The organism is Rhodospirillaceae bacterium, from assembly GCA_028819475.1.
In the GTDB taxonomy this organism is placed as follows: domain Bacteria; phylum Pseudomonadota; class Alphaproteobacteria; order Bin65; family Bin65; genus Bin65.
Window position 1 is genome coordinate 31939 of the sequence record JAPPLJ010000042.1, and the last position, 23110, is coordinate 55048.

Annotated in this window: 25 protein-coding genes and 1 tRNA gene; 16 read left to right on the forward strand and 10 right to left on the reverse strand. The window is 65.4% G+C overall.

What is annotated here, in order from left to right; genetic code table 11:
• Positions 1-9: 9 nt before the first annotated feature.
• From mreC to OXM58_13295, 5 genes are all read left to right on the forward strand, one after another.
• Positions 10-939, forward strand: coding sequence for a rod shape-determining protein MreC (mreC, locus tag OXM58_13275; protein ID MDE0149335.1), 930 nt, complete (start codon positions 10-12; stop codon positions 937-939).
• The gene (gene mreD / locus OXM58_13280) at positions 936-1451 is read left to right on the forward strand and encodes a rod shape-determining protein MreD (protein MDE0149336.1); all 516 of its coding nucleotides are present in this window, start codon (positions 936-938) and stop codon (positions 1449-1451) included. Before mreC ends, mreD begins: the two co-directional genes overlap by 4 nt.
• Positions 1452-1467: 16 nt before the next feature.
• On the forward strand, positions 1468-3402 hold the full coding sequence (gene mrdA / locus OXM58_13285) for a penicillin-binding protein 2 (GenBank protein ID MDE0149337.1): 1935 nt from the start codon (positions 1468-1470) through the stop codon (positions 3400-3402).
• A gap of 13 nt (positions 3403-3415) precedes the next feature.
• A complete protein-coding gene (rodA, locus tag OXM58_13290) occupies positions 3416-4558 on the forward strand; it encodes a rod shape-determining protein RodA (GenBank protein ID MDE0149338.1) in 1143 nt (380 codons plus the stop codon).
• Between the two features lie 143 nt (positions 4559-4701).
• Positions 4702-4777 (forward strand) — tRNA-Lys (locus tag OXM58_13295).
• Between the two features lie 70 nt (positions 4778-4847).
• Here OXM58_13295 and OXM58_13300 read toward each other — a convergent pair.
• The 3 genes from OXM58_13300 to OXM58_13310 are packed head-to-tail and all read right to left on the reverse strand — an operon-like array spanning position 4848 to position 6810.
• Positions 4848-5840 carry a tyrosine-type recombinase/integrase gene (locus OXM58_13300; GenBank protein ID MDE0149339.1) on the reverse strand — a complete coding sequence of 331 codons (993 nt, stop codon included), beginning with the start codon at positions 5838-5840 and terminating at the stop codon, positions 4848-4850.
• A complete protein-coding gene (locus OXM58_13305) occupies positions 5837-6145 on the reverse strand; it encodes a hypothetical protein (protein ID MDE0149340.1) in 309 nt (102 codons plus the stop codon). Before OXM58_13305 ends, OXM58_13300 begins: the two co-directional genes overlap by 4 nt.
• Positions 6142-6810, reverse strand: a complete 669-nt coding sequence (locus OXM58_13310; protein MDE0149341.1) for a hypothetical protein — start codon at positions 6808-6810, stop codon at positions 6142-6144. The genes OXM58_13305 and OXM58_13310 overlap by 4 nt, the downstream gene beginning before the upstream one ends.
• Positions 6811-7701: 891 nt before the next feature.
• Between OXM58_13310 and OXM58_13315 the strand changes: the two genes are divergently transcribed.
• From OXM58_13315 to OXM58_13340, 6 genes are all read left to right on the forward strand, one after another.
• Complete coding sequence (locus tag OXM58_13315) at positions 7702-7833, forward strand: hypothetical protein (GenBank protein MDE0149342.1); 132 nt, start codon at positions 7702-7704, stop codon at positions 7831-7833.
• Between the two features lie 574 nt (positions 7834-8407).
• Positions 8408-8968 (forward strand): hypothetical protein, encoded by a 561-nt coding sequence (locus OXM58_13320; protein ID MDE0149343.1) that lies wholly within the window; start codon positions 8408-8410, stop codon positions 8966-8968.
• Positions 8965-9234 carry a hypothetical protein gene (locus OXM58_13325; protein ID MDE0149344.1) on the forward strand — a complete coding sequence of 90 codons (270 nt, stop codon included), beginning with the start codon at positions 8965-8967 and terminating at the stop codon, positions 9232-9234. Before OXM58_13320 ends, OXM58_13325 begins: the two co-directional genes overlap by 4 nt.
• 1998 nt (positions 9235-11232) lie before the next feature.
• Positions 11233-11577: a transposase gene (locus tag OXM58_13330; protein MDE0149345.1), complete on the forward strand. Its 345-nt coding sequence runs from the start codon at positions 11233-11235 to the stop codon at positions 11575-11577.
• The gene (gene tnpB / locus OXM58_13335; protein MDE0149346.1) at positions 11574-11921 is read left to right on the forward strand and encodes an IS66 family insertion sequence element accessory protein TnpB; all 348 of its coding nucleotides are present in this window, start codon (positions 11574-11576) and stop codon (positions 11919-11921) included. Before OXM58_13330 ends, tnpB begins: the two co-directional genes overlap by 4 nt.
• Before the next feature lie 74 nt (positions 11922-11995).
• Positions 11996-12511, forward strand: a complete 516-nt coding sequence (locus OXM58_13340; GenBank protein ID MDE0149347.1) for an IS66 family transposase zinc-finger binding domain-containing protein — start codon at positions 11996-11998, stop codon at positions 12509-12511.
• A 94-nt stretch (positions 12512-12605) separates the two neighbouring features.
• Here OXM58_13340 and OXM58_13345 read toward each other — a convergent pair whose 3' ends face one another.
• Positions 12606-13373: a glycosyltransferase family 25 protein gene (locus OXM58_13345; GenBank protein ID MDE0149348.1), complete on the reverse strand. Its 768-nt coding sequence runs from the start codon at positions 13371-13373 to the stop codon at positions 12606-12608.
• A gap of 106 nt (positions 13374-13479) precedes the next feature.
• Positions 13480-13767 (reverse strand): hypothetical protein, encoded by a 288-nt coding sequence (locus OXM58_13350; GenBank protein MDE0149349.1) that lies wholly within the window; start codon positions 13765-13767, stop codon positions 13480-13482.
• Positions 13768-13901: 134 nt separating this feature from the next.
• Here OXM58_13350 and OXM58_13355 point away from each other — a divergent pair, with 134 nt between their 5' ends.
• Positions 13902-14573, forward strand: coding sequence for an SH3 domain-containing protein (locus tag OXM58_13355; protein MDE0149350.1), 672 nt, complete (start codon positions 13902-13904; stop codon positions 14571-14573).
• A gap of 18 nt (positions 14574-14591) precedes the next feature.
• Here the strand turns inward: OXM58_13355 and OXM58_13360 are convergent, their stop codons facing one another.
• The 4 genes from OXM58_13360 to istA all read right to left on the reverse strand — a co-directional run bounded on the left by OXM58_13360 (position 14592) and on the right by istA (position 18656).
• Entirely contained in the window at positions 14592-14939 is a 348-nt protein-coding gene (locus tag OXM58_13360; protein ID MDE0149351.1) for a hypothetical protein, read from the reverse strand.
• Positions 14940-15212: 273 nt separating this feature from the next.
• Entirely contained in the window at positions 15213-16205 is a 993-nt protein-coding gene (locus tag OXM58_13365; GenBank protein ID MDE0149352.1) for an ankyrin repeat domain-containing protein, read from the reverse strand.
• 221 nt (positions 16206-16426) lie between these two features.
• Complete coding sequence (istB, locus tag OXM58_13370; protein ID MDE0149353.1) at positions 16427-17155, reverse strand: IS21-like element helper ATPase IstB; 729 nt, start codon at positions 17153-17155, stop codon at positions 16427-16429.
• The gene (gene istA / locus OXM58_13375) at positions 17142-18656 is read right to left on the reverse strand and encodes an IS21 family transposase (GenBank protein ID MDE0149354.1); all 1515 of its coding nucleotides are present in this window, start codon (positions 18654-18656) and stop codon (positions 17142-17144) included. The genes istB and istA overlap by 14 nt, the downstream gene beginning before the upstream one ends.
• A gap of 686 nt (positions 18657-19342) precedes the next feature.
• Here istA and OXM58_13380 point away from each other — a divergent pair.
• The gene (locus tag OXM58_13380; protein ID MDE0149355.1) at positions 19343-19795 is read left to right on the forward strand and encodes a hypothetical protein; all 453 of its coding nucleotides are present in this window, start codon (positions 19343-19345) and stop codon (positions 19793-19795) included.
• On the opposite strand, the gene OXM58_13385 is transcribed toward OXM58_13380, so the two are convergent.
• On the reverse strand, positions 19764-20114 hold the full coding sequence (locus tag OXM58_13385) for a hypothetical protein (GenBank protein MDE0149356.1): 351 nt from the start codon (positions 20112-20114) through the stop codon (positions 19764-19766). The two genes, OXM58_13380 and OXM58_13385, sit on opposite strands and share 32 nt — an antisense overlap.
• 330 nt (positions 20115-20444) lie before the next feature.
• Between OXM58_13385 and OXM58_13390 the strand changes: the two genes are divergently transcribed.
• The 3 genes from OXM58_13390 to OXM58_13400 all read left to right on the forward strand — a co-directional run bounded on the left by OXM58_13390 (position 20445) and on the right by OXM58_13400 (position 23082).
• Complete coding sequence (locus tag OXM58_13390; GenBank protein MDE0149357.1) at positions 20445-21164, forward strand: SIMPL domain-containing protein; 720 nt, start codon at positions 20445-20447, stop codon at positions 21162-21164.
• Between the two features lie 97 nt (positions 21165-21261).
• Positions 21262-21924 carry a hypothetical protein gene (locus OXM58_13395; GenBank protein ID MDE0149358.1) on the forward strand — a complete coding sequence of 221 codons (663 nt, stop codon included), beginning with the start codon at positions 21262-21264 and terminating at the stop codon, positions 21922-21924.
• Positions 21925-22029: 105 nt separating this feature from the next.
• Positions 22030-23082, forward strand: coding sequence for an ankyrin repeat domain-containing protein (locus OXM58_13400; protein ID MDE0149359.1), 1053 nt, complete (start codon positions 22030-22032; stop codon positions 23080-23082).
• Positions 23083-23110 lie beyond the last annotated feature (28 nt).

The following is a 23110-nucleotide window of genomic DNA, read 5'->3' on the forward strand; positions in this document are numbered from 1 at the left end:
CAGGATCGCGTGTTCCGCAAGCGCAGACAGAAGCCCAGAGGCCGCGGCCGTCCCATCCGTCAAGGCAGCCTGCTCGGCGACCTGCGCGTGTGGATGCGCCGCTTCGCCGTCGCAATCATGGTTCTCCTCGCCGGAGCGCTGATCGCCATCGACCGGTTCGAAACGCCGGCGATCCGCGAATTCCGGGCCGGCGTCTCCGACTTTTTCGCACCCCTCGTCGCGACCGTTTCGGCGCCGTTCCACGCCGCGGCCGACTGGTTCGACGCCTTCGAATCCAACGCGACCGTGCGCGAGCGCAACGCGGAACTCGAGCGGGAAATCGAACGCCTCCGCCTCTCCCTTCATGACCTGGCCGCGGTCGACGAGGAGAACCGGCGGCTGCGCGCCCTCGTCAACGCCGGCAACCGCATCAAGGGCCGCCACCTGACCGCGGCGGTCTTCGCCGACACCGGCGGCCCCTATGTGCGGTCGCTGCTGGTCGGCGCGGGTGCGGCCGACGGCCTGCGGCGCGGCATGGCGGTGATCAACGCCGACGGCTTCATCGGCCGGATCGTCGAAGTCGGCCGCCATACCTCACGGGTGCTGCTGGTGACCGACCTGAACTCCCGCATTCCGGTCCAGCTGGCCGCATCCGGGCTCAGGGCGCTGCTCGCGGGCACGAACGGCCGGCGGATGCAGTTGAACTACGTCCCGCCCAATGTCAGCATTTCGGTCGGCGCGCTGATCGTCACTTCGGGCCATGGCGCCGTGTTGCCCCCCGGTCTCCCGGTCGGCCGGGTCGACAGCGTCGGCCGCGATGCGATTCTGGTCCGCCCGCTGGTGAACTGGAACCGGCTGACTTTCGTGCGCATCGTCGACTATGGCACACCCGGGCTGGTCCAGGATTCGCCGGACGACCTCAGGAAACAGGAGGCGGGCCGGCGCACGGATACGCCATGAGCGAACCGATTCAGCGCGCCATCGACCGGGCCGTGCGCCGGTCGTTTCCGATGGCGACCGCCGCGGTCGCATCGCTCGCCGGACTGGTTACCGTCCCGGTCGCCGACTATAGCCAGATTGCGCCCGCCTTCACGTTGATCGCGGTCTATTGCTGGTCGGTCTGGCGGCCGGATCTCCTGCCGCTCGCCGGCGTTTTCCTGATCGGCCTGTTCGAGGATCTTCTGCGGGGATTGCCGCTCGGCCTGACGGCCCTGATGCTGCTGACGGCGGCCGGTTTCGTGCAGAGCCAGCGGGCCTTCGTTTTCGGACGGTCGATTACCGTGTTCTGGCTGGTGTTCGGCCTGCTGACGATCGTCTGGATGGCCGTCGAATGGATGGCCATGTCGATATTGCTCGGGCAGGTTCTCAGCCCCGAAGCCGCCGCCTTCCGTTATGTTGCAACCTTCGGCCTTTTGCCGGTCGGCGCCGCCGTGCTGTTCGTCGTTCAGCGCAGCGGCATGCAGAACGTTTAGGCAGAACGTGTAGACCATGCCGATATCGGAAAATATCGAGCAGAACCGGAAATTCACGCGCCGGCTGATCCTGCTGATGGGGGTCAAGGGGCTTGCCCTGGGCGGATTGATCGCCCGCATGTATCAGCTTCAGGTCAGCGACTCCGAACGGTATACGACTCTCGCCGAAGAAAACCGCATCAACACCCGCCTGCTGCTTCCGATCCGCGGACAGATTTACGACCGGCACGGCCGCCGGGTCGCCGTCGACAAGGAAGACTACCGGGTCGTCATGGTTGCGGAAAAGACGGGCAACGTGCAGCGGGCGCTCGACCGCCTGGCCGGCATCGTCGAGTTGAGCCGCGAACAGCGCGAGAAGGTGCTTCGCGAGGTTCGCCGGCGGCGGCGCTTCCTGCCGGTCACGATCACCGGCAACCTGACCTGGGAGGAAGTGGCGCAAATGGAGGTGAATGCGCCGGACCTGCCCGGCGTGCTGACCGAGCGCGGCTACACGCGGCTCTATCCCTACGGCGAACTGGTCTCCCATCTGGTCGGCTATGTCGGCCCGGTCACCGAACGGGAGCAGAAGGACGACCCGGACCGGCTGCTGAAAATTCCGGAATTCCGGATCGGCAAGCAGGGTCTCGAAAAGACCTACGACCGACGGCTGCGCGGCCGCGGCGGCACCCAGCGCGTCGAGATCAACGCCTCCGGCCGCGTGCAGCGCGAACTCGGCCGCAAGGAGGGCAGGCCCGGCGACGACATTCACATGACGATCGACATGGAGCTGCAGCAGGCCGCGCTGGAAGCGATCCGGCCGCACCGTGCCGGCTCGGTCGTCGTGATGGACATTCATACCGGCGATGTCCTCGTCATGGCGTCGACGCCGGGATACGACCCGAACCTGTTCATTCCCGGCCTGCGCCCGAAGACCTGGCGGGCGTTGCAGACGAACCGGCTCGGGCCGCTGCTCAACAAGTCGGTTTCCGGCCAGTACGCGCCCGGATCGACCTTCAAGATGCTGGTGGCCCTGGCCGGCCTCGAATCCGGCGCGATCAACGCGGACTCCGGATTCATCTGCCCCGGCGTCTTCCAGCTGGGACGGGCGAAATTCCATTGCTGGAAAGAAGGCGGCCACGGCCACGTCGCGCTGCGCGACGCGATCAAGCAATCCTGCGACGTCTATTTTTACGAGCTGGCGCTGCGCCTCGGCATCGACCGGATCGCCGAAACGGCGCGCAAGCTGGGGATCGGGGTTCCGACCGGGATCGACCTGCCGGCCGAGAAGCTCGGCATCATGCCGACCAAGGCGTGGAAGCGCGGCTATTTCCGGGACAAGCGCAACAAGGCCTGGTTCCGGGGCGAGACCGTGATCGCCGGCATCGGGCAGGGCTATGTTCTGGCGACGCCGCTCCAGCTCGCCGTCATGACCGCCCGGCTGGCCAACGGCGGATTCGCCGTGACGCCCCGCCTGGTCGCCGAACAGCCGGCCGGCTTTCGAACGGGCTATCGGCAGGCGTCGGCCAAATTCCGCTCGCTGGGCTTCAGGGAAGCGAATCTGAAGCTGATCGCTGACGCCATGACGGCGGTGACCAACGAGGCCGGCGGCACGGCCTTCTGGACCCGGATCGCCGAAAAGGGCATGGAAATGGCGGGCAAGACCGGCACTTCCCAGGTGCGCCGCATCACGGCGGCCGAGCGCGCCCGCGGCATCGTCAAGAACGAAGACCTGCCCTGGCACCGGCGCGATCACGCGCTGTTCGTCGCCTACGCGCCGCTGGACACGCCGCGGTTCGCCTGCAGCGTGATCGTCGAGCATGGCGGCGGCGGGTCCCGGGTCGCAGCGCCGGTCGCCAGGGAAATCCTGCTCAAGACCCAGAAACGCTACAGCGGCACCGCCGAACGGGCCGGGCTGGACATCGACCTCCTGCGGCGCGGCCCGGACACCCTCCGGGGGCGCCGGACCCGATGATACAGGTTCCCCGATGCGGACGATGAACCTTGCGGAGGAACGGACCTCGGTCCTCCGCCGCCTGGGCCTGGTCAACTGGGGGCTCACCCTGTCGGTCTGTTTCGCCGCCGCGGTCGGCTTCGTCCTGCTCTATTCGGCGGCAGGCGGCGAGTTCTTCCCCTGGGCCGCAGCCCAGATGGGGCGGTTCGGCGTGGCGCTGCTGGTGATGATCGTGACCGCGATGATCCCGCCGCGGATCTGGTACCGCCTGGCCTACTGGATGTGGGGCCTGTCGGTCCTGCTGCTGCTCGCCGCCGAGTTCGGCGGCGTCGAGGGCGGCGGCGCCGAGCGCTGGATCGCCCTCGGCCCGTTCCGGCTCCAGCCGTCCGAGGTCATGAAGATCGCCCTGGTGCTCGTGCTGGCCCGCTATTTCCACGCCGTCCGCTTCGAGCATGTCCGCCGGATCCGCACGCTGGTGCCGCCCCTGCTGCTGCTCGTGATCCCGGCCGCGCTCGTCCTCAAGCAGCCCGATCTCGGCACGACGGTCATCCTGATCGCCGTCGCCGGCATCATCTTCTTCCTGTCCGGCGTCCGCTGGTGGAAATTCGCCCTGGTCGGAGTCGCCGTGGCGGCCGCCGTGCCGCTGATCTGGACCTACGGCCTCCAGACCTACCAGAAGAAGCGGCTGCTGACTTTCCTCGATCCGTCGTCGGACCCGCTGGGCGCCGGCTTCCATATCACCCAGGCCAAGATCGCGCTGGGCTCGGGCGGCGTGTTCGGCAAGGGCTTCCTGAACGGCACGCAGATCCATCTCAATTTCGTCCCGGAGATGCATACCGATTTCATCCTCGCGGTGCTGGCCGAGGAATTCGGCCTGGTCGGCGCGCTGGGCCTGCTGGCAATCTACGGCCTGATCCTGTTCCACCTGCTGGCTTCGGCGATGCGCACGAAGACCCAGTTCGGCCGCCTCGTCGCCGCCGGGATCGGCTTCACCTTCTTCCTTTACGCCTTCATCAACCTGGCGATGGTGCTCGGCCTGCTGCCGGTGGTCGGCGTGCCGCTGCCGCTGGTCTCCTACGGCGGCACCTCGATGCTTACCCTGATGTTCGGCTTCGGCCTCGCGATGAGCGTCGCCCAGGCCGGCGACACCGCCGACGAGCCGCTGACCGAGGATTAGCGGGGCATCGAGGGACGCGGGGCCTGCGGCGGCATTGCCGGCCGGCAGCGCCTTTACAGGCCGCGGCCGCTGGCCCATATCTGCGCGTGCCGAATGCCGGCGCCGGCGAAGCCCGCAAGGGGCACGCGCGGCGCCCGCCGGAGGGGCGATTAGCTCAGTTGGTAGAGCAGCTGACTCTTAATCAGCGGGTCCGGGGTTCGAGTCCCCGATCGCCCTCCAATGATTTCAATGGGTTGGCCGGTTTTCATGGTCTGTTGAGCGCCGAGTTTTACAGTTTGGTCACCGGGTTTTACACTTTGGTTCCCGGTTTGAGCTTGACGATGGCCGATTTGGCGAGCCGCTTCTGGTCGGCGCGGCGCGTGTAGCGAGTCACCATTGAAGCCGTCCGGTGACCGAGAATGGCCATGATTTCGCGGTCGCTGCATTCGGCCTCGGCAAGTAGTTGGCCGGCCGTGTGGCGCAGGCCGTGGAATTGAAGCCCCTGCAAGCCGAGGCGTTTCATTTCCTTGCGGAGATTCGCCCGGAAACCGCTGGGTGTGTAGGCCCGGCCGTCCCGGCGATGAACGATCCGCATACCGACGCGCGGGATCGATTCCAGGACAACGGCAAGGTCCGGGTGAATCGGGATCTGTAACCGCTCGCCGGTCTTCTGTTGCGCGACCTCGATCATGCCGTCGGCGATGTGGTTCCACTGCATCGCCAGCACGTCGCTCTGGCGCTGGCCGGTATAGAGCGCGATCTCCATCGCCCAGACCAGGCGGGGGTTGGCGTCGGCCCGGAACCGCTCGATGGCGACCGCCGGCCACGGCTCGTAAGACGTGCTGGCGCGCAGCTTCTTGACGTGGCGCGCCGGGTTGTCCTGGCGATAGCCGCGCGCGACGGCGAAGTTGAGCAGGATCGACGCGACCGACAGCATCATGTCCGCGGACCGGGGGGTGTCGGCCATCGCGTCCCGGACCTCGTAGAGCCAGCGGGCGTCGATATTCGCGATCGGCGTATCGGCGGCCGTTTCATCCAGCAAGTCGAGTTGGGCCTGATATGACCGGCGAGTCGACGGTGCGAGCCGCTTGAAGTCCGGGCTGGCGGAATAGCGCGCGATGATGTCGGAGAGCGTGCCGGGGATCGTGTCGCGGCGCCACCCGTCTAAGGTAGCGTTGACGTGCAAAACCCGGGCGATCCGCTCCTCCTCGTTATCGGGCAGCCGTTCCTTGGTGAGCCGGTGATACCAGTAGGCTCGGCCTTTCGACCGAATACGCTGGACGTGTTTCAGCTTCACGATCATGGCGACGGCCTCTTTCTGTGCTGCCGGTGCGCCGCTATCAGGTCCCCGATAGATTCGGCCGGCTGGCCGACGTCGGCGTCGGTGTGGTCGTTCAGGCGGTCGATGGCGCGTTGCAACACTTCCTTGTGCCAGAGCTTCCGGCTGCCCAGCCGGATAGGTTCAGGAAAGTCGGTGCCAACCCGCGCCTCGAAGGCTGTGGTCGACAGGCTGACGAAGGCCGCGGCCAAGTCTAGCGAAAGCAGGGCCGGCCAGTCCGGCAGGTCGCGGTACTTTCGGAGCGGCGACGGCCGTTTGAGTTCGATCATGGCGCGGTCTTCCCGTCCGCTGTGGCAGAGCCATCCGCGCCATAAATCGGCTTCTCGGGTGCCTCCAGGTCAGCCGGAACCGGAGCAAGCCGGTCGTGGATCTTGCCGGCCAAGGTGCTATACGCCGCCATGCGGACAGCCGACGCATCCTCCGGCTCGGCGGCTACTGCCTCGAAAAATACGCCGCCCGTTATCAGCTTCCCGGTATTATCGACGCTGCCCGAAGGGTCTTCCGCCGCTATCTCACGCGCGAAGCGCTCAAGGATGTCAAGCAGGATCGCGACCTCGGTCTCGAGCCGGCCGACCAATTCGACAGCGGCTTCGTAACGCCGAAGTTCATCCGCAGCGATGACGGCCTTCCGGTCTCCGATAACGTCGTCCAGCAGCCCGATGCCGACGCGGACCGCAACCCCCGGTCCATGGATGCCGCGAAAATTCGCGGGTTTTCCGAAGCGCTCAACGGCGGGCCCACTCAAACGCACCGCTTGTTGGTGCAGGTCGAGCGGCATTGCGAATGGTTTGGCCTTTTTTTCTGTCATTTTGCCCTCGATAACAGGCAGGACAATAATATTTCGTATTCCAAGAATGTCAACATCGCCAATTCGGTGGCACAGGAGAAATTTTCTTGCGCCGCGCGCCGGGCCAGGTATCTTGCTGCTGGTCAAATGCCCGGGTCAGTGGGCCAAGGGGCTGCTAATCCCTATATATCGCGCGTTTCAAGCGTTGCAAAATCTCGCCGCTTGTCAAGCGAGACCAAATTCTTGTGGACAAGTCCTCCCGGAACGCAGGGTGCCCGCCCGTAGGAACGCGATCGGGCGGGCGCGACGCGCGGCCCCGGAGATGCCTGCCGCCGGGCCGCTGCACGGGTAAGGCGCCGCGACGACGGTCGCCAGCGCCGGGTGTCGATCCTTGATGTTGTTCGGCGTGGAAAATTGCCCCCTTTCGAAGTGGGCCTCTGGGGTCGGACAGGCCGGCGCGGCCATCCCTCCCAAATCCGCCACATGGTGGATTTGCCGACGGTCATTTGTCGTCGTCCGCGCTGCCGAAACAGGGTTCGCAAAGCATCCGCCGGCGGTATGTCGGCCGGAAGCGCCGGTCGCAGTTGGTGTACGGGCGCGGTGGGCGCTTCGGGTCCGGGCTGTTGCGGCTTGGCTGGGCGCGTTCGCCGGGGTTGGCGGTTCCTGTCCGTTCGAGGCCAGCGACCTTGGACGGCGACACGGGCGACGGCACGGCGATCCCGTAGGCGCGGTCCTGCCAGAGGGAAACGACAACGCCTTAGGTGGTGTCTGCCGTCAGGCCGCATAAGCTGCCGGCCTCAACCGGGCCGTGGCGCATTTCGGTATCGGCAGCCTCGCGCGTGTGAGAGCCCTCCAGCACTGTGTTCTACGGTGATTTGCCCAGTTTTCGCTCGACTTGCAGGTGTTCTTTCAGGGTGGGGTAACTTAGGATTCAGACTTCCTGAGATCGGAAAAAGAAATTCGAACGATCGCGTCGATGAGGCGGTCGGCGCGGTTGACCCGTTCCGGCTCTTGCCGAATGTGTTTGCGGGCCAGCCGATGGGCTCCAGCATCCTCATCGAGCCGTTGTGGCTCTCGCTCAAATACGAGGCGATCTCCCTGCATGGAAGCGCGGTCGGCTTCACGGGCCGGCGCCCGATCCGCGATCGGGTCGTCTTTTGCGACATCTAAAGGCTGCACACAATGCCGGACGGAAGGACCCCGGCTGAGGCCTACCAGATCGAGACGCCTGTGGATGTGATGGACAAGTTGCTCCGAGCCTTGCCCACATCCTCACAGGCACAGCAGCAGGAAGATCGGTCCATGGGGATCCTGGCGGCCTGGGAGACAACCGGATCACACCCTACCCGAGCCGCCAAGCTGTCCGAAAAGGCTAGGTCAGCGCCCTACCGCGCTTGACTCCCCGTGGCAACCGCCGCACGCTGTTTCTTGCAACTGTTAGCGCGTCCCGCTCTGTCGGGTCGCCCGCTGAATACAACAGCCCTTAGACCCGGCAGGGAGTAGCTACCCAGCCCGGTGAATAGGCGGGACTCCCGTGCTCTACGCGCTGGCAGTTGCAACGGCCCGGCGCCACGCTGGCCAGCCGGACCGCACACGGGGGAGCGGAGTCCCAATGACAATTCGTAGATGCATGCCCGTAATCGCAGTGGCGGTTGCGATTGTGTTGGCTTGGCCCGCACAGGCAGAGTTCAACCCCGTCGTAAGGTGGCTCATGAATCAGCCCGTTTCCCTTTGGGACCGCGGCATGGAACGGATGGACAAGGGAGTAGACCGTGCTGCCGACAGTCTAGGGGAGTATCGTTCTCAGCGTTTGACCGGACGCCTTGGCATCAAATTTCCTGGAAAGAAAGTGTATTTTTCTGGGTCGACAAAGTTGAATTGGGAAAACAATGAAATCTTGATCCAAACGAGAACACATTTTTTTCCCTTCGCAGAATTGCAGCCACCGAAACCATCGGATCACAAAATCTGCAATACCGTCCGCCAATTTTTCCTGGGCGAATTGACAGGCAATAATTGGCTCTTTTCCATTCTCACTCCCCCATCAGCCCCGTCGCCCAAAGAACTTGCAGCGGCAGTGCACGGCGCGATCCGCCACTGGTTTTCTCATGTCGGATATCAAAGCACACTTCGGGATAAAGAACTGGAGGCCAAATTGGCGAGAATGTTTTTCGTCGAAGCAACGGTCATCGGGGATGTCGGGGGGAATCGTTCTCGGGGCGTGATATGCAAGGCGAGATTTACGGAATGGGATGCACCGTCGAAACCATGGGTTTCGAAGCTGAGGGGTTCCGCAAGTCAATGATCGACGACTGGACGTACCGCATCGAGATCGTCAACGATGTGCGGATCTATCCGGGCGACGAAAAGCGATTCGGCGCTGCCTGGGTGCTCGTCAGGACGACGTCGGTCGGTTCTGCGATGACGTCCACCGAATCCATCGTTGTGAGCCCGGATGTTTTCTTGTCGGACGAGGAAGCGAAGCGGGATGCCCTTGAGAAACTATCCATTCTCGTGTGCCCGATCGAGGTGCTCCTCCCCAAAGTCATTAAATCACTGTTGGACGCCTGAGAGGAGGCCGTTCATGACAAGACAAGCCTTCGGGCTGGTCGCGATGCTGGCGATCGCCCTACTCCTTGACGCCCCGGCGGCAGCCGAAAGCGCCCCAGTCAAGAAGTCTAGGTCGGGCATCTGCCACTGCCCGGGCGGGCAGTATTACGGCAAGACGAAGAGCTTCACGCCGTTCAATTCCGTCAAGGCGTGCCTGGACAGCGGCGGCCGGCACCCAAAGCGCGGTCAGGGCGATTGCGGGAAGGCGGCGCCGGCCGGGAAGACCAAGGACGGGAAGCGGAGCGCTAGGCCCGCGACGCGGGCAAAGGACGGCGACACGCTCACCCTCAACGGCGTCACGGTGCGCTTGCAGGGCATCGACGCGCCGGAGTCCGGCCAGTCATGTCGGAACGCACGGGATCGCTCGTATCCCTGCGGGGCGACCGCCACAGCGGCGCTCAGGCTGATGATGTCGGCTGGCGGTGTCCGGTGCGACTTCGAGCCAGAGACAGGCCGATACGGCCGCAGGATCGGATACTGCTACCTAGCTAGTCACAAGACAGCGCATTCTTGGTCCGCCATCGAGTCGAAATTGGTTGGATTCAAAGTCTGCCGCGTACAAGGCGTCGGCCATCCCGATCTACAACGATCCGGTGCTCACAGGAACCGACACAAGGTCGACTCGGCTCATGCCAAATACAACTGTTCACAGTCTCTCTGTCGCGCTTCTGCCTGTTCCGCCGTGGCGCCTTGTCCGCGGCCGGGCTGACCGTCGCAATCCTCGGCAGGGCCTCGATTCTCCGATCAGCCCGAAGAAGCGGCGGGCGTCGCCGGTATTCGCACCGAAAGCGCGTGAGTTCAACCTGCTGTCCCTCGCTGGCTTCGTATGTCCCGGGATCCCGGCCGAACCCCGTGCGTGCTGTATCTGCGGGTGTCGTCATCTCGCCCATAGCGGGAGCACCGGTCTCGCGTCAACCCGCTGGCGCCGCTTGATTTCTTCCGGCAACTCAAACCGCTGGACCGGACCGCCGTCATCGCACCGCAATCGCGCGGTTTCAACATCGGGTCCGCCCGTGTTCCCGGCTGTCGCCATCCACCGGCCAGGCCGAGTTCACGACCTGCCGCTCGCATTCACGGCGTCCCTGAACGTCCTGCGCGGCCTGAACACCGAAAGGGTCGACGTCGCAATCGACACCGGTTCGCCCGTGCGTGGATTGTGTCCCGTATAGGCGGGGCGGTCTCTGGTTCCGAAGATCCCGAGGCTGGCGATCCGCACGTCCGGCAGAACGACGGCCAGCGCCGGTCGAACAGGTAACGGCAATTCTCCGCCGTTTCGATTCCATTGTCTGCGGTCGCGCCTCTTTCCCGCCTGGGCTGCGCCTCCGGAGGGCCGCCCGGCCCGGAACCCAGGCACCCCGCGAACCCGAACCCGATCGCGGGTCGTCCTCCGCAACCTCCGTCACAACCGACCAAGACCGGACCGAACTCAACTGCCGCCCCCGATCAAAGCATCCCGACTCGCCTGAGCCTACCGACCCTCACGCTGTAACCGCGCCGTCCGAGCATCCCGGCTCTCCCCCGAAACGGACAATTTGTCCTTTTGCACGACCCCGCCCGATCGCCGGACCGACGCCGCAAACCCCGACAGATGATCCGCCAGCACCCCCTCAACAAGCGCCGACTTCGAGACCCCACACCCCGATGCTTCCGCCTCAAGACGAGAAGCCATCGCCGCCGGAAGCGTCAAGGATAGCCGGGTCCTGTCAGAGCCTATCGCCACCAAAAAATTCTCCCGCCCGCAAGGTGCACACCTGCACCCGTTCCAAGTGCACACCTTGCGGGGGTGTGCACCCCAGGACCCCCCTCGTGCGAGGATGTCCCGAAGATGGACGCCGGGTAAGCGTCCGGCCTGACTGGCCTTGTGGCGGGTCTATGCGAAGCCGCAGTTTCCGATGGGATGTTCCGAAGGTCGATGGTGTCCACCATCGGTTAGTGGACACTATCGGAGGAGGCTTTGCGGTGGCGCGTCGGACACGCCGTTTCTGGTCGAAGGATGAGGTGCGCCGGATTGTGGCGCAGACCTATGCGCCGGGCGTTTCGGTATCCCAGGTCGGGCGCCGCTACGACGTCAACGCCAATCTGATCTTCAAGTGGCGCCGCGATCCGTGCTACCGGCCGATGGAAGGCGGCGAGAACGCGCCATCCTTCCTGCCGGTGGAGGTGGTGGCGGATCCGGCTGCGGCGCCGCACCCGGCGTCGGACGGTTCGATCGAGATTGCGCTGCCGAGCGGTCACCGGGTGAGCGCGAGCGGGTCGTTCGACGTGGACGCGCTGTGCCGGGTGGTGCGGGCGCTGGGCGGATGATCCCGGTCCCATCCTCGACCCGGGTATGGCTGGCGAGCGGCGTGACGAACATGCGCAAGGGCTTCCCGGGCCTCGCGGCGCAGGCCGAACGGGTGCTCAAGGCGGATCCTTATTCCGGGCATCTGTTCGCGTTCCGTGGACGCCGGGGCGACCTGGTGAAGATGATCTGGTGGAACGGCCAGGGGGCGTGCCTGTTCGCCAAGCGTCTGGAGCGCGGCCGTTTCGTGTGGCCGGCGGCGTCCGGCGGCAAGGTGACGGTGACGCCGGCACAGCTGTCGATGCTGCTGGAAGGGATCGACTGGCGGGCGCCGGTTCGCACCTGGAGGCCATTGGCCGCGGGATGATTCATCGTTTAATAACAATGAGTTGACTGTCATTTTGGCTTTCCTTCGGCAGCCCTTTCGGGTAGGATGCGGCCATGCTCGAAGCGGCGCATTCCCTGCCCGACGACATCGCCGCGCTGAAGGCGATGGTGCTGGCCTCGCGGGCCGAGCTGGCGGCGCGGGACGCCGAGCTGCGCAACCGCGATCTGTTGATCGAGAAGCTCAAGCACCAGCTTGCGGGTCTGCGCCGCCAGCGCTTCGGGACGGCCTCTGAGACCCTCGACCAGCTCGAGCTCGGGCCGGAGGACGAGGAGATCGCGCGGGCGGCCGAGGCGCCGCCCGAGCCGACTCCCGCCTCGAAGAAGCAACCGAAGCGCCGTCCCCTGCCGGACCACCTGCCGCGCGAGGAGACAGTTCTCGCGCCGGGCGAGCGCTGCACCGACTACGGCGGCCGCCTCAAGCGGCTCGGCGAGGACGTGACGGAGGAGCTGGAGTACATCCCCGGCCGCTTCGTGGTGAAGCGCATCGTCCGTCCGCGCCTGTGTAGCGAGTCGAAATACTTGGAGTCGGAAGCCAAAACCCTGGAGTCGTTGCTAGCGAATCGCAGATAACCGAGTCGAAACCCTGGAGTGGGAAGCGGCTGTGAATGTCCATTTGAAAGATGCTTCAGCGCCCATCTTCGTCGGCGCTTAATATCGTCCGGCATCAGCGCCAATTTAAAGGCGCGCCGAACGATACCAAGCGCCGACGCGCTCGGCCTGCCAACGCCCACGCTACTACCCCGAGCGTCGGCAACAAGCGGGCAATCCTGTTTCCTTTCCAGCGCTTCTCACCGTCAACCCTGCTGCTCCCGGTGTCGCTCCCTACCTGCTCATAAGGCAAATGCCGGATCGCGGCCGGAACCGCTTGCAGCGGCTTAATACGGCGCGCGAAGGCGGAGTTCGTCAGATTGAACAACAGGTGGTCTATCGGCAACGGCGTTTCCGGTGCCAAGGCTGAGACCTCTGCGGCGGTGCGGCGGTCGACCATGTAGCCGTAGGCCCCAAGATGGGAGCGTAAAATTGGCTTTAACTCCCGTCCATCCGGTGTGCAGCCGACCGGGCGGCCCAACCATATCCGCTTGTGCTCCTGGATCGTGCTGTCCAGCTTCACTAGGCCGTGACCCTTCGGCCACCAATCCAAAGACGAAAAAATCAGGGCTGACACGGTGGGGCTGACCTCAACATCTTCTTCCAGAATAAGCGCCGCCGCTGCGCCGGTATCGAGGAAGGCCGCCATTGCCTTGTAGTGGCTGCGCGCGCAGGCGACGTGGCCTGCCCCCATTCTCAGGATTGCCGGATCGCCATCAAGCGCCTGTCCGTCGATGGCCGGGATGCGGGTGAACGCCAAGCCGATCCGATCCAGGGCGCCGGTTATGGTCGCAAGTCTGTCCGGCCGGCGCTCCAAGTTAATGACAAATACCGGTAACTGCATTGAGACAGCCGTAACGAGCCGCTGAGCATCCCCGCTGCGCTCAGTTCGCGCGAATTCACACGGCGCGCGACGAGCGGTCAATATTTTTCCGCGGTCGCGGCGGCCTCTATGTCTCGACCGAGATTGAACCGTTCGCAGCCACGTCGAGATCGACCGCAAATTCCGTCGGGCCGCACAGGTTGCGCGTCGTTATCGTCAGCTGCACGCGGCCCGCGTAGGCGTCGGCAAACTTGAAGCGGATAATCATGGGGTCTTCATCGTCGGCCGGGAGCACGCTGGCGGCCAACACCTGACCCACGAGGCTCGAGCCGTCCAAACTGGCGATGCCGTGGTCGGCGCTGACCGGGCCGGGAATCTCCATATCGGCTTCCGGGTGCTCGGCGCGGAGCGTCACGGTGCGGCCGCTGATGCCGTAGGTGACGACAGGCGTGTTGAGCGGGCTGACAGCCTCGACCGCCGCCTTCGCCGCGTCGAAAGCCGCCTTGGCGTTGGCGGCGCCGGACTCAGTGTCCCGGTACAGCTTGCGCGGTGACGAAGACGGTGGTCGAGGACGGCGGCGGGCCGGGCATCGCACCGCTGGACCGGCGCATGGCGGCGCGCACCCGCGTCAACCTGCGCGCCGGGCCGGGCACGAACCACCGGGTCGTCGGGTCGCTCTTAGCCGGCCAAGCGGTGCAGGCGACCGGCCGCACCGGCGCCTGGCTGCGCATCGCAAGGCCGGGCGGGGGCGCCGCCTTCGTGCACGGTCGGTTCATGGTCGCGTCGGCGGGCTCTCAGGCCCCGGCGCAGCAGGGCCGCGGGGTCGCCGCCGGCCCGTCGCCGAAATGCGCCGGGATGGGCAAGGGCGCGAAGTGCTGGCTCGAACTCGCCAACAAGCCCGGCTGCCGTGTTTTCCTTGGCTCTTACAGGCCGGGGCAGAGGGTGACCTGTTCCGGGGCCTGTTCCGGTGGCGTCGCCGTCGGACGGGGAACGTGGAGATGGAAACCATCCGGCGGCTATCTCACCGAATTGACGGGCACGCTGGTCCGCGGCAAGCGGCATGGAAGGTGGGTCTTCCGCTTCAAGGACGGGAGTACCGCCGAAGGTCCCTATGTGAACGGCCAGGCGCACGGCCGGTGGGTCTCCCGCTGGCCCGACGGTGATTGCATGGTCAATCGCTATAGCCACGGCAAGAGCAGCGGGCGGTCCTCCAAATGCTGACCGCGCGGCCCCGGCGCGCTATTTCCCGATGCAGAAATCCCAGAAGATCAGGTCGAGCAGGTCTTCGACGTCGGTCCGGCCGATCAGCCGGTCCATGGCGCGGAGCGCAAGGCGCAGGTCTTCGGCGGTGAGTTCGGCCTCGGTGGCGGCGAGCGCGCGCTCCAGCGCGGCCGACGCATCCTCCAGGCATTGCCGGTGGCGCAGCCGGGTCAGGGCCGGGTGTTCGGCCGCGCCCATCGCCGCCGTCACCCGGCCCCCGATCGCCGCCAGCAGCCCGCCGATGCCGTCCCCGGTCCGGGCGCTGACGCCGAGATCGGCGCCGGGCGGTGGCGGCGCGAGGTCGGTCTTGTTGGCGACGGCCAGCACCCGGTCCGGTCCGGCGGCTTTCCGCTCGATTTTTCCTTTCCAGAGATGGGAGGCGCAGCGTGATATCGTTTACAATCACCGGGGACAGTACCGGGAGATTTGCTTCGGGACTCACGATCGAGTTTCGGAACCCGAACAGCCTTACCATGCGAGGGAGATCCTCCGATTTAGGATACCTTCGCTGCCGGTAGTCGGGCGGAGCGGCGGCAAAACGGATGATGGCGTCCGCCGCGCTCAAGGGCATGATCGCCGATTTTCGCCCGCGCGCCGCCCCTATTCGTGCAAGGCCTCGTTCAACCGCCAGTAGGCGTCGGTCCCCTGGATTCTCTTATTTCGCTTCTTTGCCACGTCGAACGGCGTAAGGCCGTTCTTGCTTTTCGCCTTGGCGTTCGTCTTCGCATCGAGCAGGACATGCACCGCGCCCGGCGTGCCGGCTGCCGCGGCGATGTGCAAAGGAGTCCCGGCGTTCTCCTCGCGGGCGTCGACCTTGGCGCCGGACGCGATCAAGGCTTTCATCATCTCGACGTTGCCGTAAGCCGCCGCAAAATGCAGACGGGTCCAGCCTTTGTCGCTGCGGGCGTCGACCTTCTTCCCGCTGCGGACGCAGCGTTTCACGTCGGCAGCGGTCCCGTACTTCCAAAAATTCCTCTCCATCCAGTTCGCGCAATCCCGCGCCACGGAGCCCATCCGCTCATACAGCTTCTTTCGGGCGTCCGACAGGATTTTGGTTATCTCCGCGTTGCCATTGGCCGTTGCGATTTCTAGTAGGTTCCGTTGGTATCGATCTCGGGCGGTAATGTCCGCGCCGGCGGCGATAAGAGCCTCCACGTTTCCGATCTTTCCGGCCAATACCGCCGAATGCAGCGCCGTTCCCATGTCACGATGCATACGTCCGCACCGTTGGCAATCGCTCTTTGCATCGACTTTCGCACCGGCGTCGATCAGCGCCCTCACCGCTTCCGGCCTGCCGTAAACCGCCGCTACATGCAGCGTATACCTCTGGATGCCGCTCTTGCGATATTTCTTCACCCTGTATGCGAGGCAGCGCCGCACGTCCGCTGCGCCGGCCCGCTTCCAGAATTCGCGAAAATCACCAGCAAAACCAATGCCGTCCAAGTCTTCGCAGCTGACATGCGCCTTCGCGCCGGCGGCCATCAGGACGCTTGCCGTCCGGGCGTTCCCTTTCTTCTGCGCGATGCTCAGCGCGGTTCGGTTATCCTCTGTCCTCGCCGCAAAATCCGCACCGCCCACAAGGAGCGCTTTCACCGCTTCCGCACTGCCGTGCTCCGCCGCTGCTTTGTCAATCGGCGTTCAAAGTTGACCCCTGATCGGCGTCGAATATTGACCCCTCTGGAGGTTGTCCCGGTAGTCAACAGGAGGGCCCCGCGCGGCTCCGCGTAGCGCCTCGCGATACGTGGAGCGGAGCCGCGTGGGAGGTGCCTGTTGACCCACCTGGGCAACCGGGCCGCCGGCACGGCATCGCCGGGTCACGATCGATGTTTGAAGCGCCAGCTCTCGTTGCCGGTTTCGACGATTTCGCAATGATGGGTCAGGTGGTCGAGGAGCGCGGTGGTCATCTTGGGATCGCCGAACACGGAGGGCCATTCTCCGAAGGCGAGGTTGGTGGTGATGATGATCGAGGTGCGCTCGTAGAGCCGGCTCATCAGGTGGAACAGCAGCTGCCCTCCGGCCTGGGCGAAGGGCAGATAGCCGAGTTCGTCGAGGACGACGAAGTCGCGCCGGGCGATCTGCTCGGCGATACGCCCCTGGCGCCTGGCCCGATGTTCGGCCTCGAGCAGATTGACCAGGTCGACGGTGTTGTAGCAACGCCCGCGGCAGCCCTGCCGGATGCAGGCGCGCACGATGGCGACGGCAAGATGGGTCTTGCCGCTTCCGGTTCCGCCTACCAGGACGAGATTGCGCTTGCCCTCCAGGAAGGCGCCAGTGACCAGTTCCTGGATCAGGGCCTCGTTGACCGGGGAGGCCGAGAAGTCGAAGTCCGCCAGCTCCTTGGCCATCGGCAGCTTTGCGCTCGCCATCTGGTATTTGATCGAGCGCGCCGTCTTGTCGGCGATCTCGGCTTGCAGCAGCGCGGCGATGATCTTCGGCACCGGATGACGGCGTTTGATGCCGTCGGCGAGGATATCGTCGTAGGCGGCCTTCATGCCCGACAGCTTGAGGGCGGTCATCATCGCCAGCACGTCATGACGCTCCATGGTCGGCCTCCCTCAGACGGTCGTAGCGGTGGCAGCCGGCTACCGGCTGATGGCGGAGCTGCAAGCCCTCGGGCGTCGGGATGGATGGCACCGGCGCCGGCTGTCGATGCCGGGCGAGGACGTTGAGCACGACGTCGGCGCTGCAGGCGCCACTGGCGAGCGCCTCGGCGCAGGCGGCTTCGACTGCTTCAAGCCCATCCTCCAGAACCGCCGCGAGGATCCGGACGATCTGCCGATCGCCATCGTCATGGCCGGACAGTCGGGCTCGCAGCCGACCGAGGGCGTCGGGCAACGACCAGTCCTTGAAGGGCGCGCCGTTGCGCAACGCGCCGGGCTTGCGTGCCAGGATCGGCACGTAGTACCACGGATCGTAGCTGACCGTGCCGCGCGCGAAGCTCCGGGGGTGCTCGGCAACCGTCTCGCCATCCTGGCGGATGACGATCCGGTCCGCGTAGGCCCGCACGTCGACCGGCCGGCCAACGGCGCGGGCGGCGACGCTGTAGTGGTTGTTGTCGAAGCGCACCAGGCAAGTCTTCGAGAACGCCGTCTCAACCGCGTGGAAGCCGTCGAACGGGCCGCCATACCCCACCAGGAACGGCTTCTCCTCCTCGAACGCCTCCCACACCGTCTTGCCCGCGATCGATGGATGCGCGCGGCGCTTGGCGTCCCGGATGCAGGCGTCCATGAGCCACGCGTTCAGCTCCTCATAGGAGCGGCCTCGCGGGCGCGGCACGAACAGGCGGCCACGGGCGTAACCCACCTGGTTCTCGACCTGGCCCTTCTCCCATGCCGCCCCAGGGGTGCAGGCCACAGGCTCCACCAGGTGATGGGAGCACATCTCCAGGAAGCGACGGTTGTAGGCGCGCTCCTTGCCGATGAACACCGCGCTCACCGCCGTCTTCATATTGTCGTAGATCCCCCGGCGGCACGATCCGCCGAAGAACCGGAACGCCCGCTCGTGCGCCTCGAAGACCATCTCCTGGCCTTCGCGCGGGAAGACCTGCACCAGCATCATGCGGCTATGGCAAAGGCGCATGTGAGCCGCCTTCACCCGGGTCGTCACGCCCGACAGAACCGCGTATTCGTGGCTCCAGTCGAACTGGTAGGCCTCGCCGGGGGCAAAGCTCAGCGGAACGAAAGCCTGCGAAGCCGGCAAGGCTCGGCGTTCGCTGCTCCAGACGCCGGCATAGCGACGAACGGCGTCATAACCGCCGAAGTAACCCAGCGCCGCCAGCTCCTCATACATCCGCATCAGCGACAGGCGATCCCGGCGAGGCTTCTTCTCGTTCGCCTCCAGATAACCGTCCAGAACCTCGATCCACGGACCCAGCTTCGGCCGCGGCTGAACCTTCCGCCCGTAGCTGAACGACGTCTCCCCGCTCCGGACCGCCTTGCGAACCGTGTTCCGCGATACCTTCAGCTCCCGGACCAGCTTCTTGATCGGGACACCCTTGCCCAGATGCTCCCGACGGATACGCGCGATCGTCTCCACAACCAACATCTCCCCCCAACCCCTCCATCCAAAAAAGAGGCGGGTTCAAAGGACAACGATGTCGGGGGGTCAATTTTGGATGCCGATCACCCCCGAAAGGGGGTCAATATTCCACGCCGAATTACAGCGGGAGAAAGACATGAAAACTCGGATATGCGTGCCCGCGGTCGCGTTGGCCGCGGCAATGCTGCTTGCTGTCTCTTGGTACACACCAGCTAGAGCAGAGGACAGAAAGGTAACGACCCTAGACCGGTTTCGCATGGGAGCATTTTGCACGCCGGTAACGCCCGTTGTCAGCGTCAATCACCGCAAAGTCCCTGAAGGATGGTCTCCGCCGAACAAACAAGATGTTTTGGATGCGGTTGTTAGAAAGCTCCGCTTGGCACGGCTGTATTCTCCCGACAGTCCCTTTACTCGCTTACGAATTCGAGTGAAGTGTCACAGCCATGCTCTTGCGGTCGGGGTCGCTCTCTACAAGGCACTGTCGGATGGCAAGTTGCTCCATAATGAGCGCGGCCAAGGCAAACAAGGCAAAAACTTCAACGTCGGATACACGGGCTGGGCTACGCCCACCCAGTATTTTCGGTTTGGGATTATGGCGGAGACTACTCGATGGCCATGAGAATCGTTGAACTATCTGTGGAAAGCTTTATCGAAGAATACCTACGCGTGAACGACGACGCGTGTCAGCTTAAATGACCAGCGGCCTCAGCTACAAGGACGCGCGGGTTCTCCGGGCGCTCGCCAAGGCGTACCGCTCCCAGGCCAAGATCGAGTCGGACCCGGAGGAAATGCGCGCGCTGATCCGGCTCGCGGAGAAGGCGAAGCGCAGGGCGAAGGAACTGGAGAAGTCCGACCCGGCGCCGCACGATCCGGCAATCGACTTTGCGCTGCTCAGCGCCATGAACGACCGGTTACGTGGCCAGGCAGAGGCAGCGGACACCATGCTCCACATCTTCATTGAATGTGTCGGCAGCGATTTTCTCGCGATTGATCGCCTCACCGACGATCTGATGTGGGCGCGCGATAATGCGAAGGTGTCGGAGTGGAGTTTGCCCAACAAGACCGCGGTCAAAGGCTATTCCGACAAGCTGAACGAGCTGGTTTCCCGGATCCTTACCGACCCAGACGAAGAGTCAGACATATGAAACCGGGAACGATATTGGCGGTCGCGGCGCTCCTTGCCGTGGCCGTATACCGCTTCGCGCCCGTGTCCCGCTCCACGAACATGTAATAGGGGATGATGCCGAGGCGGACCTGCTCGCGCCACAAGCGCGCCCAGATGTCGGGATCGTTGTTGATATGGGCGAGCAAGGGCGCCTGGCCGCGGATGACCGCGCCGGTATCGCGGATCCGGCGGATCGCTTCGCGCACCACGTTGGTCTGCAACTCCTGCCAGTGGTTGAAATGCGCCATGATCGCGACATGGCGGCCCGACTGCACGACATCCTCGAGCAGGCGCAGCATGTCGTCGGCATCCTCGTCGCGCCGGCTGCTGCTGTATGAGCATTGTTTCCGATGCAACCTCCGCGCCTTGCTCCGGCAGCGCGAGACGGGTGAACACCGACGCTTGTCTCGTCGCGGCTGCCTCCGGTTGTACGGTCGCAGATACGCTCACGCCTTGAGAATACCGATTTCAGTGTATTTACTCCTGCCCAAGATCTGGCGGTGACTTGGGATGGGGACAGTCGCGGTGAAGACGCGCGAAGCGCCTCATCCTCTCCACAATGCCGACGCTGAATCGCCCAAAAGAGATGGAATGTTCGCGGCATCCTCCACCCTGAAAGCGAGCGACACATGACGATTCCCGGATTGCGCACCGCGGCCCTCCTGTCCGCCCTGCTCCTGGCGCCGTTCTGGATCGGCGCGACTGCAAACGCCGAAGAACTGCCGTCGATCACCGTCAACGGCGCGGGAACGGTTGAAGCGCGGCCCGACATGGCGATGGTTTCGACCGGCGCCGTCAGCCAGTCGGAGCAGGTCTCCGCGGCGCTGGCGCAAACCAGCGAAAAGGTCGCGAAGATTCTTGCCCTGGCCAAGGCCCTGGGCGTCGCGGAATCGGACGTTCGGACCGAGGATGTATCCGTTCATCCGGTTTACGAGGACACGCGCGGCGCTTCCAGGCTGCCCGCGATCGTCGGCTACAGGGCCTCCAACTCGGTAACGATCCGGGTGCGGAAGCTGGACCGGCTGGGCGACCTTCTCGACCGGCTTTCGGCCGCCGACGCCGACAGGATCGGCAGCCTTCGTTTCGGGGTGAGCGATCCGGAAAAGCTGCTGCGCCAGGCGCGCCGCCGCGCGGTCGCCGACGCCCGAGCCAGGGCGGCGCTTTACGCAGAGGCGGCTGGCGTCGCGCTCGGCCGGGTCGTTCATATCGCCGAAACCGGGATGAGCCTGCCGGTCCGGGACCGGAGATATCTGGGCCGGAAAGAGAAGGCGGCGGTCCCCGTGGCGCCCGGCTCGCTGGAATTCGGGGCATCTGTAACGATACGCTTTGCCATCGGCAGGAGCGGCTGAGCCCCGGCTGCCGCTGAATTCGGCGGATCGCATGGGCCGACCCGCCGAAACGCGTCGAACCGCCGGGCCGAGCGGATGTTCGTGAAGAGGTCGTGAATTGGCCGATCGAAGACAATGCGCTTCTGTTGCCGCGGCCATTATCGGGCTGGCGTTTCTCCTGTCCGCCTGCGCGGCCCTTGCTCCGGACAACGAACATGCGGCGGTTCCGGTCCTCGTCGTGGGTAACGAAGCGGCCATCAACCCGAATCTCGTCGTGCGCGACTCGCCGTTGTTCCGCGAGACCGTCTTCGCCAATTTCGAATCGGTCCTGGCGAAACACGGCTTCCGTGCAGTCGGCGAGGAAGCGTTCCGGGGCAGGTTCGACCTGAACCGCGGCGGGGCAGGCCCCTGGGGCCGGTGGCTGGACGCGGACTTCGTCGCCGGGGCGAAGCGCCTCTCCGCCGACGGTTCCGGCGCCTGTTTTCCCTTCCTGGTCACCGCCAGGGTCTATGTCCGGATCTGGCACAACCGGCCGCAATACCTCAATGTCGAGCCGTGGGTCCGGATATACGACACCGGTTCGGGCGAGCGGATCGGCGAGGCCGCCGACAATGCCGAAGTTCCTCTCCCGTCCTATTGTCCGCCGGGTGTGTGTCTCAAGACCATGTACCGGGCTTCGGCGGCAGGCATCTTCCGGCCCCTCGGCGAAGCGGTGGCGCGGAAACTCGTGGCGTACCGGGAGCGCGACCGGTTCGGGAAGCCGGCGCGCCGCTGCGGGTAGCCCGGCGGTCGTCGACGCGTCGCCATCGGTCGGGGAGCAAGCGAGGTCAAGATGATACGATTCCCGACAGCTTCCGTCCGTGTCGCGGGATGGTGCGGCAGCGCCGTGCGGCGCATCGGGCGCCGGGCGCTCGGCGGCATGGTCGTCGCCGTCCTGCTGGCTGCCGCTCCGCCGGGCGCCTTGCAGGCCGGCGAAGCCGAGGCGCCCTGTTCGGGCTGGGGACATCCCGACTTCTGGCACCTGACGGCCCCGTCCGAGGTCCGGCGCTGCCTCGCCGCGGGCGGGGACGTCAATTTCCGGGGCAAATGGGGCGCGACCGGGTTGCATTTCGCGGCCGGGCGGCATCCGGCGCTGACGGTGAAGATCCTGCTCGCGGCCGGGGCCGACATAAGCGCGCAGGACGAAGACGGCGGCACCCCCCTGCACTGGGCGGCGACGAACCCGGATACCGCGCCCGCAAGGCTGCTGTTCGCGGCCGGAGCGGCGGTCGGAGCGCAGGACGAGGACGGCGACACCCCCCTGCACTCGGCGGCAATCTCGGATGCGGCCGATACCGCGGCCGTGCTGCTGGCCGCCGGTGCGGACATCGAGGCAAGAAACCGGCGCGGCATGACCCCGTTGCACCGCGCCGCAGAGTTTGCCGGCGCCTCGGCAGTGCGGTTTCTCATCGCCGCCGGAGCGAGACCCGATGCGCGGGACCGTCGCGGAGAGACACCGCTGCATGCGTTGGCGCGGGGCACGGATGGGACACGCTGGGACGCTGCCTACCTCGAAAGGATCGTGGATCTGCTGCTCTCTGCCGGGGTGCAGGTCGAGGCGCGGGACGGCGGCGGCCGGACGCCGCTTCACGTCGCGGCGGCATCGGACAATGCGATGGTGGCGAAGGCCCTGATCGACGCCGGAGCGCAGGTCGAGGCGCGGGACAAGCGCCGCGGCACCCCGCTCCACGCCGCCGCACGGGTGGCGGACCTGGACTGGGCCGTCTATGACCATCTGTACCGCGCGCGATCGGTAAAGGTCCTGCTTGCGGCGGGCGCGACGACCGACGCGAGGGACCGGGACGGCCGGACTCCGCTCCAGGCGGCGCGGGCGTCGGGCAACGCGATCGTGGAAAAGGCCCTGCTCGACGCACTGGCGGGGACCGGCGCGCGGGAGTGAGGGATCTGCGTCCGGCGCCGGCCGGGCA